We start from the raw sequence: 12,821 nt of genomic DNA, 5'->3' as shown, positions 1-12,821 counted from the left end.
TTGCGATCCGTGCCTTTCCAGCAGACTTCCCTGCCTCATTGCTGTGCAACGCAAGAGCCGGCTGATCTTTTACGGCCGTGAACGCGACTTTCGTCGTGCTCGGCCAGCGCATTTTTTGGCATTTACGAGTCCCGGAGAATCGCCTTAGCCTCCTTCTTGTCGGTAACAACTGAAAGGAGGTGATCCAGTGTCTCATTGTCATCAACCGCTGGTGCAAGGCGGGCGGACCTGGACCTCTTCTTGCTGGGGTTTCTATTCCGCGTGAGTTTTCGCACCTTCAGATCCGGTTCGCCGGGTCGCGGTTCGGCAATGGAAGGGCAGCTCGCAAGGGCTGCCCTTCTTGCTTTCAGGCCGCCCAAGCTGGCGCCCGGCCGCAAGCCGTGGCAGACAGGCGGCGTGTCACGCTTTTCCCTGCCCAACGCCACGAGTACCGGCCGTGTCCGTTCCTGATCCGAGCCGCGAGGCCATTCTCGACTTCATCGAGGAAGAGCGCGCTGCCGGCCGCGAGGTCGGCCGCCGCGAGATCGCCAAAGCCTTCGGGCTCGACGGCGGCGGCAAGATCTGGCTCAAGCGCCTGCTCAAGGAGCTGGCGGAAGAAGGCGAGATCGGCGGCGACGGTGAGGCACGCCCGGTCCATCCGCGCGGCGCGCTGCCGCCCGTCCTGCTTTCCGAGATCAAGCGCCGCGACCGCGAGGGCGATCTCATCGCCCAGCCGCTAGAATGGGACGCGGCCGAGAACGGCGACCCGCCGCAGATCCTGATCGAGCGCAGCCGCGAGGGGCGGCGCAAGGACAAATCAGCGGCGCCCGCGCCCGGCGTCGGCGACCATGTCATCCTCAAGCTGACACGCCTGCGCGGCGTCGACGGCTTCGGTTATTCCGGCCGCGTGCTCAAGGTGATGGGCAAGGCCCGGGCCGCCGTGCTCGGCATCTTCCGCGCCCTGCCCGACGGCTCCGGCCGGCTGGTGCCGATCGACAAGAAATCGCTGGGGCGCGAGGCGCTCATCCCGAAGGGCCGCACCGGAGAGGCTGAAGACGGTGACCTCGTCTCGGTCAGCTTGCGTCGCGAGAGCCGCTTCGGCCCGCCGGAGGCGCAGGTGCGCGAGCGGCTGGGCTCGATCAAATCGGAGCGCGCGGTCAGCCTGATCGCGATCCATGCCCATGGCATTCCGCATGAATTCCCGCCGGCGGCGCTTCAGGAAGCCGCGAATGCGCCGCTCGCCAGCCTCAAGGGTCGCGAGGACTGGCGCGAACTGCCGCTCGTCACCATCGACCCGGCCGACGCCAAGGACCATGACGACGCGGTCCATGCCACGCCGGACGACAACCCGGACAATCCTGGCGGCTTCGTCGTCACCGTCGCCATCGCGGATGTCGCAGCTTACGTCACGCCGCATTCGGCGCTCGACCGTGAGGCGCTGGAGCGCGGCAACTCGGTCTATTTCCCCGACCGCGTCGTGCCGATGCTGCCGGAGCGGATCTCGAACGATCTCTGTTCGCTGCGCGAGCATGAGGACCGGCCGGCGCTCGCCGTCCGGCTGGTGCTCAAGGCCGACGGCTCGAAGAAGAGCCATTCCTTCCACCGCGTGCTGATGCGCTCGGCGGCGAAGCTCTCCTACCAGCAGGCTCAGGCCGCGATAGACGGGCAGACCGACGAGAAGACCGCGCCGATCCGCGAGAGCGTGCTGATGCCGCTCTGGGCGGCCTATGGCATCGCAGCGCGCGCCCGCGACCAGCGCCAGCCGCTCGAACTCGATCTGCCCGAGCGCAAGTTGGTCCTGAAGCCCGACGGCTCCGTCGATCGCGTCATCGTGCCGGACCGGCTGGCAGCGCATCGATTGATCGAGGAATTCATGATCCTCGCCAATGTCGCGGCGGCCGAGACGCTCGAGAAGGCCGGCAGCCTCTTGATCTATCGCTGCCATGACGAGCCCTCGCTGGAGAAGATGCGCGCGTTGGGCGAAGTCCTGGCCTCGATCGGCATCAAGCTGCCGCAGGACGGGGCGCTCAGGCCCGTGCTGTTCAACCGCATCCTCGGCATGATCAAGGGCTCGGAAAACGAGACGCTGATCAACGAGGTCGTGCTGCGCACGCAGGCGCAGGCCGAATATGTTGCCGAGAATTACGGGCATTTCGGCCTCAACCTGCGCCGCTACGCCCATTTCACCTCACCGATCCGGCGCTATGCCGACCTGATCGTGCATCGCGCCCTGATCACCGCGCTCAAGCTCGGCGATGACGGCCTGCCGAAAAGCGCCACGCTTGCGGAACTGCGCGAGGTGGCGACCCGCATCTCGGCGGCGGAGCGGCGCGCTATGGCGGCCGAGCGCGAGACCACCGACCGATTGATCGCGCATTTCCTGGCCGGCCAGATCGGTGCGAGCTTCGACGGGCGCATCGGCGGCGTGCACAAGGCCGGCCTGTTCGTGAAGCTCGACGGCACCGGCGCCGACGGCTTCATCCCGGCCTCGACGCTCGGCGGCGACTACTACCGCTATGATGAGGCCGCCCATGCGCTGATCGGCGAGCGCACCGGCGAGAGCTGGCGCCTCGGCGACCGGGTCCATGTCAAGCTGGTCGAGGCTGCGCCGGTCGCGGGCGCCCTACGCTTCGAACTGCTCTCGGAGGGACGAAAAGTCGCCACGAGCGGCGCCGGCAGGCGGCGCGGCGGGGCGGTGCCGTTCGGAACGAGCCGGCCGGCTGCCAGCTTCGGCAAGAAGGGCAAGCCCGGCGGGGGCGGTTTCGGCAAGAACAAACCCGGCAAGGGCAAGCCCGGCAAGAGGCGGTGATGGGCGTCCAGGTCCATAGCGCGGACACGCATCTCGAAGAGCGCGACTGGCGCCAGGCGGTGGCGCGCGGCTTGCGGGGCCGATGCCCGCATTGCGGCAAGGGCCGGCTGTTCCGCGCCTTCCTGAAGCCCGTCGATCGATGCGAAGCCTGCGGCGAGGACCTGCATCACCAGCGCGCCGACGACCTGCCGCCCTATATCGTCATCACCATCGTCGGCCACATCATCGTCGGCGGCCTGCTGCTGGCCGAGAAATTCGCGGACTGGCCGATGTGGCTGCACATGACCGTCTGGCCGCTGCTCACGATCCTCCTGTCCTTCGCTCTGATGCAGCCTGTGAAGGGCGGCGTCGTCGGCCTGCAATGGGCCGTGCGCATGCATGGCTTCGGCGGTGAGCCCGCCCGGCCCGAGCGCCAGCCCCTGCCTCCCTCGGAACCACGCTGATGACCGATCACACCGTCACCCTGACCCAAGCCGAACGGGCGCGCACCACCGCCAATCAGCGTCCGAAGGACGCGGCGACCATGATGATCCTGGATCGCAGCGGCACGCGCCCGAAGGTGCTGATGGGCAAGCGCCACGCGAGCCACAAGTTCATGCCGGGCAAATACGTCTTCCCCGGTGGGCGCGTCGATGCCGGCGACCGGCAGATGGTCGCGACCGGCGCCGTGCCGCAGATCTGCGAGGACCGGCTCGGCAAGCGCTGCCTGCGCCCCAGCGCCGGCAAGGCGCGCGCGCTGGCGATGGCCGCGATCCGCGAGACCTTCGAGGAAACCGGCCTGCTCTTCGGTTCGGACGAGTTCGGCGCACCGGATGCGCCGCCGCCCGGAAGCTGGAGCGATTTCGCGGCGCAGGGCATCTATCCCGATCTCTCGGCGGTCACCTTCGTCGCGCGCGCGATCACGCCGCCGCGCCGGCCGAAGCGATTCGACACCCGCTTCTTCGCGATCGATGCCTCCGCCGTCGCCAAGCGGGTCGACGGCATCATCGGCCCCGATTCGGAGTTGGTCGATCTGGTCTGGGTCGATTTCGACGAGGCCAAGGAGCTCGATCTGCCGACGATCACCAAAGTGATCATCCAGGAGGTCGAGGCCCGCATCGAGGGCGGTTTCGCGCCCTATCTGCCCGTCCCGTTCTACTGGGAGAAGCGCGGCAGCTTCGTACGCGAGGAGCTCTGAGGCGACGGCGATCCCGGGAGAGCTATTCTTCCTTGACTTCGCCGGCCCTTTGCGGCATTCCCCGCGCTGACGGTTTGCCGGGTTCGCCCGGCCATTTTCTTTTCCGAGGGCCTCTGGCCCGCATGGCTCGAGGATAGACCCATGGCCAAGGCCGTGACGATCAAGATCAAACTGCTTTCGACCGCCGACACTGGCTTCTTCTACGTGACGAAGAAGAACTCGCGCACGATGACCGAGAAGATGTCGAAGAAGAAGTACGACCCCGTCGCGCGCAAGCACGTCGAGTTCAAGGAAACCAAGATCAAGTGAGGCTTGGCCTCCCGATCTGGTACGATTTGAAAACCGCCCTTTCGGGCGGTTTTTTCGTTTGGAGCTTCAGTCTCTCGCGGCCAAGGCAGCGGCGTTCAGGCAAGCTGATGACCCGGATGGCTCCCGCGGTTTTCCCTAACCGCAATAGGCGCGGATGATCCTTCCGCTCTTCGGATCGGTCTCGATGGTTACGCGCTCCCGGCGATAATCCATCGTCACGCCCTGCCCCGGCCGAATCTGCCGGACGATGGTGGCACCGGTGGCTTGCTGGGCCTCGGCATCGCCAATGCGGGCCTTGCCCGCCAGCGCCTCGGCCTCATCCTCGCTGCACGCACCGGGCAAGCCGGGTGCAGTTCCCAACGGAGCCTGTTGCGCATCGCTCTGGCAGGCTGCCAGCGTCAACGCCACGAGCGACAGAACTCCGGCCGCCAGAAATCTCTGCGTCATCGTCACAACCCCTTTCAGGCCACCCGAACGATCGCCGGAGGCTCTACGATCGCGTTGAGTCGCGGCCGTGGCAAGGGGATGGCTATGCTCAGGCCGCGAGCTCCGCTGCCGGGCTCGCCGGGAACTGAACCTGCCATGCAGCCAAGGCGCTGCGGCCGGCCTCGGTCAGCGCGTAGACGCCACGCCCGGAGCGCTCGAACCAGCCATAGACGTTGCGATGCAGGATCTTCTGCGCATCCGGGCAGGACGGCTTGAGGTCGCGTGGGCGCTTCGGCTCTACCGCCATTGCTGCCGCGCAAGCCAGCGCCTGCTGGCGGTAGGCCGTCATGATGGGCTTGCGCGTACCTCCGCCCATGGCCGGATCACCCAAACGGCGCTTGTGCTCATCCACCAGCCGCGAGCGCCGGCGCGGATCCTTGCGCGGCGTCGGGGCGGCCGGCGATACGAGGATATCGACATGGCCGGCCTTCGAGACGCCGAGCAGGCCGAAGCCGAGGCGGCGGCAGAGGTTGCGGTAGCGCGGATCGCTCTCGCGCCCCTTGCCTCGTATGGAGAGCTGCGCCGCGAGCCAGATCTCGTCGCCGAGGCTGAGCCGGTCCACGCCTTGCAGGATGAGCTCCAGATTGAAGCTCAGCTTCAGCTCGCCGATCACCACGATGGACGGATCGCCATCGCGAAGCCCGACGAGATCGCAAGGCCCGATCTCGCCCTTGACGGTGTAACCCAGCCCTTCGAGGAAGCGCTTGACGGGCAGATAGAGCGACGTTTCCACATCCACCTCCAGAGAGCTGAGCGCCATCTTGAACGGCAGTCGTTTCGGAGAGGCAAACGTCGCTCGGCGCGATGATGCTCAAACGAAAAATCCACCCGCATGGGCCGGGATGGTCAGCCGATGGCGGATGGATTTATCTCAACGGTCTATCGTCAGCCCGAGCGCGATCCGAGCAGATCGGAACAGTGTCCGATCACTCCCACTCGATCGTGCCGGGGGGCTTCGAGGTCACGTCGTAGACGACGCGATTGATGCCCTTGACCTCGTTGATGATGCGGGTCGCGGCGCGGCCGAGGAAGTTCATGTCGAAGGGATAGAAATCCGCCGTCATGCCGTCGACCGAGGTCACGGCGCGCAGCGCGCAGACATGGTCATAGGTGCGGTAGTCGCCCATCACGCCGACGGTGCGCACCGGCAGCAGCACGGCGAAGGCCTGCCAGATCACGTCGTAGAGGCCGGCCTTGCGGATCTCGTCGAGATAGATCGCATCGGCCTTGCGCAGGATGTCGAGCTTCTCCCGGGTGATCTCGCCGGGGCAGCGGATGGCGAGGCCCGGCCCCGGGAAGGGGTGGCGGCCGACGAAGGCCTCGGGCAGGCCGAGTTCGCGGCCGAGCACGCGGACCTCGTCCTTGAACAATTCGCGCAGCGGCTCGACGAGCTTCATCTTCATGCGCTCGGGCAGGCCACCGACATTGTGGTGGCTCTTGATCGTCACCGAAGGGCCGCCCGAGAACGAGACGCTCTCGATCACGTCCGGGTAGAGCGTGCCCTGCGCCAGGAAATCGGCGCCGCCGAGCTTGGCGGCCTCGGCATCGAAGACGTCGATGAAGAGCCGGCCGATGGTCTTGCGCTTGGCTTCCGGATCGGCGCCGCACTTGGCGAGCTCGGAGAGGAAAAGCTCTTCGGCCTCAACATGCACGAGCGGAATGTTGTAGTGATCCCTGAACAGGCGGACGACCTCCTCGGCCTCGTTCATCCGCATCAGGCCGTGATCGACGAAGACGCAGGTGAGCTGGTCGCCGATCGCCTCGTGGATCAGCACCGCCGCGACCGCCGAGTCGACGCCGCCGGAAAGCCCGCAGATGACGCGGCCGGTGCCGACCTGCTCCTTAATCTTCTTCTTCATCTCGGAGCGATAAGCGGACATGCTCCAATCCGGCTTGCAGCCGCAGATCCCGACGACGAAATTCCGCAGCAGCTTGCCGCCATCCGGGGTGTGGACCACCTCGGGGTGGAACATCGTGGTGTAGAAGCGGCGCTCTTCGTCGCTCGCGACGGCATAGGGAGCGTTCTCGGAGGTCGCCTTGACGGTGAAGCCGGCCGGAAGCTGCGTGACCCGGTCGCCATGGCTCATCCAGACAGGATAGCGGCCGCCCTCTTCCCAGACGCCCTCGAACAGCGCCGACGGCGTGACGATCTCGACATCGGCGCGGCCGAACTCGGCAGCGTGCCCGCCCTCGACCTTGCCACCAAGCTGATGCGCCATGGTCTGCTGGCCGTAGCAGATGCCCATGAGGGGGATATTGGCGGAGAAGACCGCTTCAGGCGCGCGCGGGCTGCCCTCGTCCGGCACCGAGGCCGGGCCGCCCGAGAAGATCACGCCCTTCGGCTTCATGCGGGCGAAGGCCTCGGAAGCGGACTGGAACGGGGCGATCTCGCAATAGACGCCGATCTCGCGGATGCGCCGCGCGATCAGCTGCGTCACCTGCGAGCCGAAATCGATGATGAGGATGGAGTCGTGATGGGGCTGAGCGCTCGTCATCGCGTTCCGTTAATGGATCGCGCGGGCGCGCGCAACGGGGCCGCCTCCGCGTCAGGGCGGAGCGGCCATGCCGGAATGCAAATCGCCGTCTCAGGACGAAACCTGATCCAGAACGATCAGGCGCAGCGGCTCGGCCAGAAGCGCCTCCATTTCTGCGGCAAAAGCCTGGAAATGCGGGGTGGCGATATGGGTATCGAGCGCCGCACGGCTGCGGAACGCTTCGCGCATGCAAAACGTGCCTGGCTCGTCGCGCTGCTCGAACAGGACATAGTCGAGGCAACCCACTTCCGCCCGCGTCGGCTCGATCAGGGCGAGAAGCGCCGCCCGCAGATCCTCTCGCCGGCCGGCTTTCGCCTTCAGGACAGCAAGGGAGACGAAGGTTTCCGTATTCGCGCTCATGACCATTCTCATGCGATTGGTGATGGTCATGAGATGAGCGGAGCGGTATCGCGGCGCAAGAACGCACAATTCCCGCCCTTGGTGAGCCGGATGATACCGTCAGGCGGCCCGTCGCGGCCTCAGCCCTGCAGGCAGGCGAGATAGAACCCGTCCGTGCCAGTGCGGCGCGGCGAGAGCTGCAGGCCGTAGGCTGTGCCGAAGCGGGCGAGCAGCGAGACGTCGCTCTCGGCGCCCTTTAGCACATCGATCGGCGCGATGGCGGAGAAGCCGGGGTGCTTGCCGAGGAAGGCGCGGATGGCCTCGTCATTCTCCTCCGGCAGCACCGAGCAGGTGATATAGGCGATGCGGCCGCCCGGCTTCACCAGCCTCGCGGCGCGGGCGAGCACTTCGGCCTGGTCCTTGATACGCTCGGCCAGCGCGCCGGGGCGCACCCGCCATTTCGCATCCGGGTTGCGCCGCCAGGTACCGGAGCCGGTGCAGGGCGCGTCGACCAGCACGAGGTCGACCTGGCCTGCGATATCGGCGAAGGGCTCGTGGCCGCGCGAGCGGGGAATGCGAACTTCGACGATGGAGGCGCCCGAGCGCGCCAGCCGGTCATGCAGCGGCGCGAGGCGGCGGCTGTCGAGATCGGTGGCGTAGAGACTGCCGCGATTGGCCATCAGCGCGGCCAGCGCCAGCGTCTTGCCCCCTGCCCCGGCGCAGAGATCGATCACGGTCTGGCCGGGCTGTGCGCCGGCGAGCAGCGTCACCAGCTGCGAACCCTCGTCCTGGATCTCGAAGGCGCCGGCGAAGAAGCCGGGCTCTGTCTGCAATGAGGGACCGCGGCCGTCATGGCCGGGCTGGAAGCGCAAGGCGTCGGGCGACCAGGGGCCTGGCTCCGGCTGGAGATGGGCGAGGTCATTCAGCACGGCGTCGCGGCCGGCCTTGAGGCGGTTGACGCGCAGATCAATCGGCGCGCGGGCGGCCAGCGCCTCGCCTTCGGCGATGGCGGCCTCGCCGAGGCCCGCCCGGAAGGACGGCCAGAGCCATTCCGGTACGTCCGCCTGCACCCATTCGGGGGCCCCTTCGACCGAGAAGGCCGTGAGCAGCGCGGTCTCGTCGTCGCTCAGGGGCGGCGGCGCGTGATTCTCGCCCGAGCAGAGCGCCGCGATCTCGGCGACGCCAAGGCCGCGCAGGCCCGCCAGCATGCCGAGGACCAGCGCGCGCGGCGTCTCGGAGGCCATGGCAAAGCCGGAGGAGGCCTTGCGCCGGAGCGCGTCATAGACCAGCGAGGCGATGGCAGCCCGGTCCTTCGAGCCGGCGAAACGGCGCGAGAGGCCCCAGTCCTTGAGGGAATCGGCGGCCGGACGGCGGCGCTCGACGATATCCTGGAGCACCTCGATGGCGGCGCTGATCCGGGCGGCTGGGGTCATGACGCTTCAATCCTGGCGCCGGACGGCTTCCGGGGCGCCGCAAAAACGGGGCCGAACCTGTTTCGACCGATTCAAGCATGACGCAGGGGCATAATGCCCCCATCGTCACACTCTTGACGCGGTCGTTCCACAAGCGGAAAGACGATGCAACCGCATGTCGCGGCCATTGGGATACACACACATGAAAAGCGCCAGCCGCATCGTCATCCTGAGCCTCGTCGCGCTGGGCCTCGCCGCCTGCGCCACCCAGCAGCCGGACTATACCCCGCCGGCCTCCAAGCGCCTCGACGCCAAGACGACCCTCGAGAACCGCCGCTGAGATTGTGCGGGAGGGATGGCTGCGCCAAGCGGCCTCCCGCTCGTATCTGCCAGCGACAGTACAACCCGCGCCGGCCTCCGCCGGGGCGGGTTTTCTATAGGCGAGGAAGCAGCAGGTGGCTTGGGCGCTCAAGCACCGCCAATCAGAATGCCCGTCGCCAACACGAGCAGTCCGCCGAGGATAATCTGGAACATGGCTCGCCCTATCGGGGTCTCCATGTAGCGGTTCTGTATCCACACGATGGCCCATAGCTCGACGAAGACGACGCAGAGCGCGATGGCCGTTGCGGTCCAGAAATGGGGGATAAGGTAGGGCAGAGCATGGCCGAGCCCGCCGAGCGTGGTCATGATGCCAGACGCCAGCCCACGCTTCCACGGCGCTCCGCGGCCCGAAAGCTTGCCGTCGTCGTGCGCCGCCTCGGTAAAACCCATGGAAATGCCGGCACCGATTGAAGCCGACAGACCAATCAGGAAGGTCGTCCACGGGTTCTGCGTGGCAAATGCGGTTGCGAAGATCGGGGCCAGTGTCGAAACGGAGCCGTCCATCAGGCCCGCAAGTCCCGGCTGAACCCAAGTCAGAACGAACTGGCGCTTGGCGTGGTCGGCTTCCGCGTGACCTTCGTCGCTGGTCGCTAGGCCCTCCTCCAATGTCATGGCCTTGCGCTCATGCGTCGCTTCCGCGGCGGCAAGGTCTCCAAGGAGCTTTCGCGTCTCGGCGTCGGTGCTGCGCGCGGCGGCCAGCCGATAGAAGGCTTCGGCCTGCCGCTCCATGTCGGCGGCCTCGGCTCGCGCGCGCTCCAATGGGAGGGACTTCACCAGCCACAGAGGACGCCGTGCGTAGAAGCCTTCGACATGTTCGCGGCGGATGGGGATGATCGTGGAGCCGAATTTGCGAACATAGAGGTCGAGCAAGACGCGCCGATGCTCGTTCTCATCGGCTGCCATGGCATCGAACATCGCTGCCGAGGCAGGAAACTGCTCGATCAGATTGGCGGCGTAGGCGGCATAGATGCGCCCGTCCTCCTCTTCGGCGAGGATTGCGAGCGACAGAACCTCCTGCGCGCTGAGGTCGTCGAACCTGCGGCGGGCCGGGTGGAAGATGGAAAAGAGGGCGGGCATCGGGAAACCTGCGGACGACGAGCAGGTGCTTTCTTTAGAAATATTCTAATCTAATGTCCAGCGTGGGGAGGCGTCGGCGACATCCGTAACGGGTCGCCAGCCGACCCAGGTCCGTCCTCCAAAGCTGCCGCCACATTCGGCAGCCAACGGTACTCCCCTCAAATCCGAGCACTGACCTTCATGGCCGTGTCATATCGGCCGCCTTAAGGTCGCCCGCATTTTCGCGAGGCTGGGCCCAATCATGACAAAGCACCTCCTTCTCTCGACGTCGCTCCTCGCCGCTCTGGCCTTCCAGGCTCCGGCTGCGTTCGCGCAGGCGGCCCCGACGCTTTCCGGCCAGAAGCCGATCGTTGTCGCCCATCGCGGTGCCAGCGGCTACCTGCCGGAGCATACGATCGAGGGCTACAAGCTCGCGATCCAGCAGGGCGCCGACTTCATCGAGCCCGACCTCGTCTCGACCAAGGACGGCGTGCTGATCGTCCGCCACGAGCCGATGCTGAGTGGCACGACCGATGTCGCCGATCGCCCGGAGTTCGCCAACCGCAAGACCACCCGTAAGGTCGACGGCGTCGACACCACCGACTGGTTCGCCAACGACTTCACCGCTGCCGAGATCAAGACGCTGAGGGCCAAGCAGGCCTTCGCCGATCGCGACCAGTCGCATAACGGCAAGTACGCGATCCCGACCTTCCAGGAGGTGATCGACCTCGCCAAGGCCGAGAGCACCCGCACCGGCCGCACCATCGGCATCTATCCCGAGACCAAGCACCCGACCTATCACGCCGCGCTCGGCCTCGCCTTCGAGGACAAGCTTTTGGACATGCTCAAGGCCGCCGGCTGGACCGACAAGGCGGCGCCGGTCTTCATCCAGAGCTTCGAGACGGCGAACCTGAAATACCTGCGCCCGAAGACGCAATTGCGCCTCGTCCAGCTCGTCGATGGCGACGGCGTCGACAAGGACGGCAAGGTCACGCTCGTCGCGCCCTTCGACCGGCCCTACGACTTCGCCGTGCTCGGCGACAAGCGGACCTTCCAGGACATGCTCTCGGCCGAGGGCCTCAAGGAGATCGCCACCTATGCCGACGGCGTCGGGCCCTGGAAGCCCTATCTGATCGGCTCGAAGCAGACGATCGGCGCCGACGGCAAGCCGCAGGACCTGAACGGCGACGGCGTGATCGACGAGCGCGACCGCACGCTGATCGCCCCCACCAATGTGGTGAAGGACGCCCATGCCGCCGGGCTGCTGGTCCATAGCTGGACCTTCCGCAGCGAGCCGAAGCGGCTGACCTCCGATTTCAAGGGCGACGCCGGCGCCGAATACAAGGCCTTCTTCGCGCTGGGCCTCGACGGGCTGTTCTCCGACTTCCCCGACCAGGCCGTGAAGGCGCGCGACGGCAAGTAAGCGCCCTCGCCTCGCGAAACGAAACGCGCGGCGTCAGGCCATCGAAACGGAAAGGGCGCGCCGGAATGCCGGCGCGCCCTTCTGTTGTCGAACAAGTCTTCCAGGTTCAGTGCAGGATCTGGCTGAGGAAGAGCTTGGTGCGTTCGTGCTGCGGGTTCTTGAAGAACTCGTTCGGCGTATTCATCTCGACGATCTGGCCGGCATCCATGAAGATCACGCGGTCGGCGACCTGGCGGGCGAAGCCCATCTCGTGGGTGACGCAGAGCATGGTCATGCCCTCGTCCGCCAGCGAGACCATGGTGTCGAGCACCTCCTTGACCATCTCGGGATCGAGCGCCGAGGTCGGCTCGTCGAACAGCATGATCTTCGGGCTCATGCACAGCGAGCGGGCGATCGCGACGCGCTGCTGCTGGCCGCCCGAGAGCTGGCCCGGATATTTATGGGCCTGCTCGGGAATCTTGACGCGCTTGAGATAGTGCATGCCGATCTCCTCGGCATCCTTCTTCGGCATCTTGCGCACCCAGATCGGCGCCAGCGTCAGGTTCTCCAGGATCGTCAGATGCGGGAACAGGTTGAAGTGCTGGAACACCATGCCGACGTCGCGGCGGATCTCGTCGATCTTCTTGAGATCGTTGGTGAGCTCCGTGCCGTCGACGATGATCTGGCCCTTCTGGTGCTCCTCCAGCCGGTTGATGCAGCGGATCATCGTCGACTTGCCCGAGCCGGACGGGCCGCAGATGACCAGCTTCTCGCCGCGAGAGACCTTCAGGTTGATGTCGCGCAGCACGTGGAACTCGCCGTACCACTTGTTCACGCCGATCATCTCGACCGCCGTCGCGGTGTTCAGCGAGGTCTGCTTCAGCGCTGCCGGGCGGGAGTCGGTCGTCTTGGTTTCTGCCATTGCCATGGTTGTCGT

General features: G+C 66.4%; 13 protein-coding genes. 6 read left to right on the top strand and 7 right to left on the bottom strand.

Features of this window, described 5'->3' with window-relative positions; translation table 11 throughout:
- Window positions 1-436 precede the first annotated feature (436 nt).
- From rnr to rpmG, 4 genes are all read left to right on the top strand, one after another.
- On the top strand, window positions 437-2,788 hold the full coding sequence (gene rnr, locus ACFJGT_RS08510; protein ID WP_377847833.1) for a ribonuclease R: 2,352 nt from the start codon (window positions 437-439) through the stop codon (window positions 2,786-2,788).
- Window positions 2,788-3,231, top strand: coding sequence for a DUF983 domain-containing protein (locus ACFJGT_RS08505; RefSeq protein ID WP_377847830.1), 444 nt, complete (start codon window positions 2,788-2,790; stop codon window positions 3,229-3,231). Before rnr ends, ACFJGT_RS08505 begins: the two co-directional genes overlap by 1 nt.
- The gene (locus ACFJGT_RS08500) at window positions 3,231-3,965 is read left to right on the top strand and encodes an NUDIX hydrolase (RefSeq protein WP_377847828.1); all 735 of its coding nucleotides are present in this window, start codon (window positions 3,231-3,233) and stop codon (window positions 3,963-3,965) included. Before ACFJGT_RS08505 ends, ACFJGT_RS08500 begins: the two co-directional genes overlap by 1 nt.
- Window positions 3,966-4,106: 141 nt before the next feature.
- Window positions 4,107-4,274, top strand: coding sequence for a 50S ribosomal protein L33 (rpmG, locus tag ACFJGT_RS08495; protein WP_038367996.1), 168 nt, complete (start codon window positions 4,107-4,109; stop codon window positions 4,272-4,274).
- 135 nt (window positions 4,275-4,409) lie between these two features.
- Here rpmG and ACFJGT_RS08490 read toward each other — a convergent pair whose 3' ends face one another.
- The 5 genes from ACFJGT_RS08490 to ACFJGT_RS08470 form a co-directional block, all read right to left on the bottom strand.
- Window positions 4,410-4,721: an I78 family peptidase inhibitor gene (locus tag ACFJGT_RS08490; protein WP_377848951.1), complete on the bottom strand. Its 312-nt coding sequence runs from the start codon at window positions 4,719-4,721 to the stop codon at window positions 4,410-4,412.
- A gap of 88 nt (window positions 4,722-4,809) precedes the next feature.
- Window positions 4,810-5,493 (bottom strand): DUF2161 domain-containing phosphodiesterase, encoded by a 684-nt coding sequence (locus ACFJGT_RS08485; protein WP_377848950.1) that lies wholly within the window; start codon window positions 5,491-5,493, stop codon window positions 4,810-4,812.
- A gap of 193 nt (window positions 5,494-5,686) precedes the next feature.
- On the bottom strand, window positions 5,687-7,255 hold the full coding sequence (gene guaA / locus ACFJGT_RS08480) for a glutamine-hydrolyzing GMP synthase (protein ID WP_377847826.1): 1,569 nt from the start codon (window positions 7,253-7,255) through the stop codon (window positions 5,687-5,689).
- A 90-nt stretch (window positions 7,256-7,345) separates the two neighbouring features.
- Entirely contained in the window at window positions 7,346-7,684 is a 339-nt protein-coding gene (locus ACFJGT_RS08475) for a putative quinol monooxygenase (protein WP_377847823.1), read from the bottom strand.
- Window positions 7,685-7,773: 89 nt separating this feature from the next.
- Window positions 7,774-9,066, bottom strand: a complete 1,293-nt coding sequence (locus tag ACFJGT_RS08470; RefSeq protein ID WP_377847821.1) for an RsmB/NOP family class I SAM-dependent RNA methyltransferase — start codon at window positions 9,064-9,066, stop codon at window positions 7,774-7,776.
- A 181-nt stretch (window positions 9,067-9,247) separates the two neighbouring features.
- Here ACFJGT_RS08470 and ACFJGT_RS08465 point away from each other — a divergent pair, with 181 nt between their 5' ends.
- Window positions 9,248-9,385 carry a hypothetical protein gene (locus ACFJGT_RS08465; protein WP_170843263.1) on the top strand — a complete coding sequence of 46 codons (138 nt, stop codon included), beginning with the start codon at window positions 9,248-9,250 and terminating at the stop codon, window positions 9,383-9,385.
- A 128-nt stretch (window positions 9,386-9,513) separates the two neighbouring features.
- Here the strand turns inward: ACFJGT_RS08465 and mbfA are convergent, their stop codons facing one another.
- Window positions 9,514-10,503, bottom strand: coding sequence for an iron exporter MbfA (mbfA, locus tag ACFJGT_RS08460; RefSeq protein ID WP_377847818.1), 990 nt, complete (start codon window positions 10,501-10,503; stop codon window positions 9,514-9,516).
- A 241-nt stretch (window positions 10,504-10,744) separates the two neighbouring features.
- Between mbfA and ACFJGT_RS08455 the strand changes: the two genes are divergently transcribed.
- Window positions 10,745-11,905, top strand: a complete 1,161-nt coding sequence (locus ACFJGT_RS08455; protein WP_377847816.1) for a glycerophosphodiester phosphodiesterase — start codon at window positions 10,745-10,747, stop codon at window positions 11,903-11,905.
- A 106-nt stretch (window positions 11,906-12,011) separates the two neighbouring features.
- Here ACFJGT_RS08455 and ACFJGT_RS08450 read toward each other — a convergent pair whose 3' ends face one another.
- Complete coding sequence (locus tag ACFJGT_RS08450; protein ID WP_377848949.1) at window positions 12,012-12,806, bottom strand: amino acid ABC transporter ATP-binding protein; 795 nt, start codon at window positions 12,804-12,806, stop codon at window positions 12,012-12,014.
- Between the last annotated feature and the right edge of the window lie 15 nt (window positions 12,807-12,821).

It is taken from the genome of Allobosea sp. UC22_33 (assembly GCF_042700715.1).
Taxonomy (GTDB): domain Bacteria; phylum Pseudomonadota; class Alphaproteobacteria; order Rhizobiales; family Beijerinckiaceae; genus Allobosea.
The sequence above is the reverse complement of the archived record's forward strand: the minus strand, read 5'-3'. Positions and strand labels throughout refer to the sequence as shown.

What these genes read in the sequence shown, in the direction of transcription:
- ACFJGT_RS08505 (WP_377847830.1), top strand. Translation starts at nt 2,788, where the DNA reads ATGGGCGTCCAGGTCCATAGCGCGGACACGCATCTCGAAGAGCGCGAC.
- ACFJGT_RS08500 (WP_377847828.1), top strand. Translation starts at nt 3,231, where the DNA reads ATGACCGATCACACCGTCACCCTGACCCAAGCCGAACGGGCGCGCACC.
- rpmG (WP_038367996.1), top strand. Translation starts at nt 4,107, where the DNA reads ATGGCCAAGGCCGTGACGATCAAGATCAAACTGCTTTCGACCGCCGAC.
- ACFJGT_RS08490 (WP_377848951.1), bottom strand. Translation starts at nt 4,721, where the DNA reads ATGACGCAGAGATTTCTGGCGGCCGGAGTTCTGTCGCTCGTGGCGTTG.
- guaA (WP_377847826.1), bottom strand. Translation starts at nt 7,255, where the DNA reads ATGACGAGCGCTCAGCCCCATCACGACTCCATCCTCATCATCGATTTC.
- ACFJGT_RS08475 (WP_377847823.1), bottom strand. Translation starts at nt 7,684, where the DNA reads ATGACCATCACCAATCGCATGAGAATGGTCATGAGCGCGAATACGGAA.
- ACFJGT_RS08470 (WP_377847821.1), bottom strand. Translation starts at nt 9,066, where the DNA reads ATGACCCCAGCCGCCCGGATCAGCGCCGCCATCGAGGTGCTCCAGGAT.
- ACFJGT_RS08465 (WP_170843263.1), top strand. Translation starts at nt 9,248, where the DNA reads ATGAAAAGCGCCAGCCGCATCGTCATCCTGAGCCTCGTCGCGCTGGGC.
- mbfA (WP_377847818.1), bottom strand. Translation starts at nt 10,503, where the DNA reads ATGCCCGCCCTCTTTTCCATCTTCCACCCGGCCCGCCGCAGGTTCGAC.
- ACFJGT_RS08455 (WP_377847816.1), top strand. Translation starts at nt 10,745, where the DNA reads ATGACAAAGCACCTCCTTCTCTCGACGTCGCTCCTCGCCGCTCTGGCC.
- ACFJGT_RS08450 (WP_377848949.1), bottom strand. Translation starts at nt 12,806, where the DNA reads ATGGCAGAAACCAAGACGACCGACTCCCGCCCGGCAGCGCTGAAGCAG.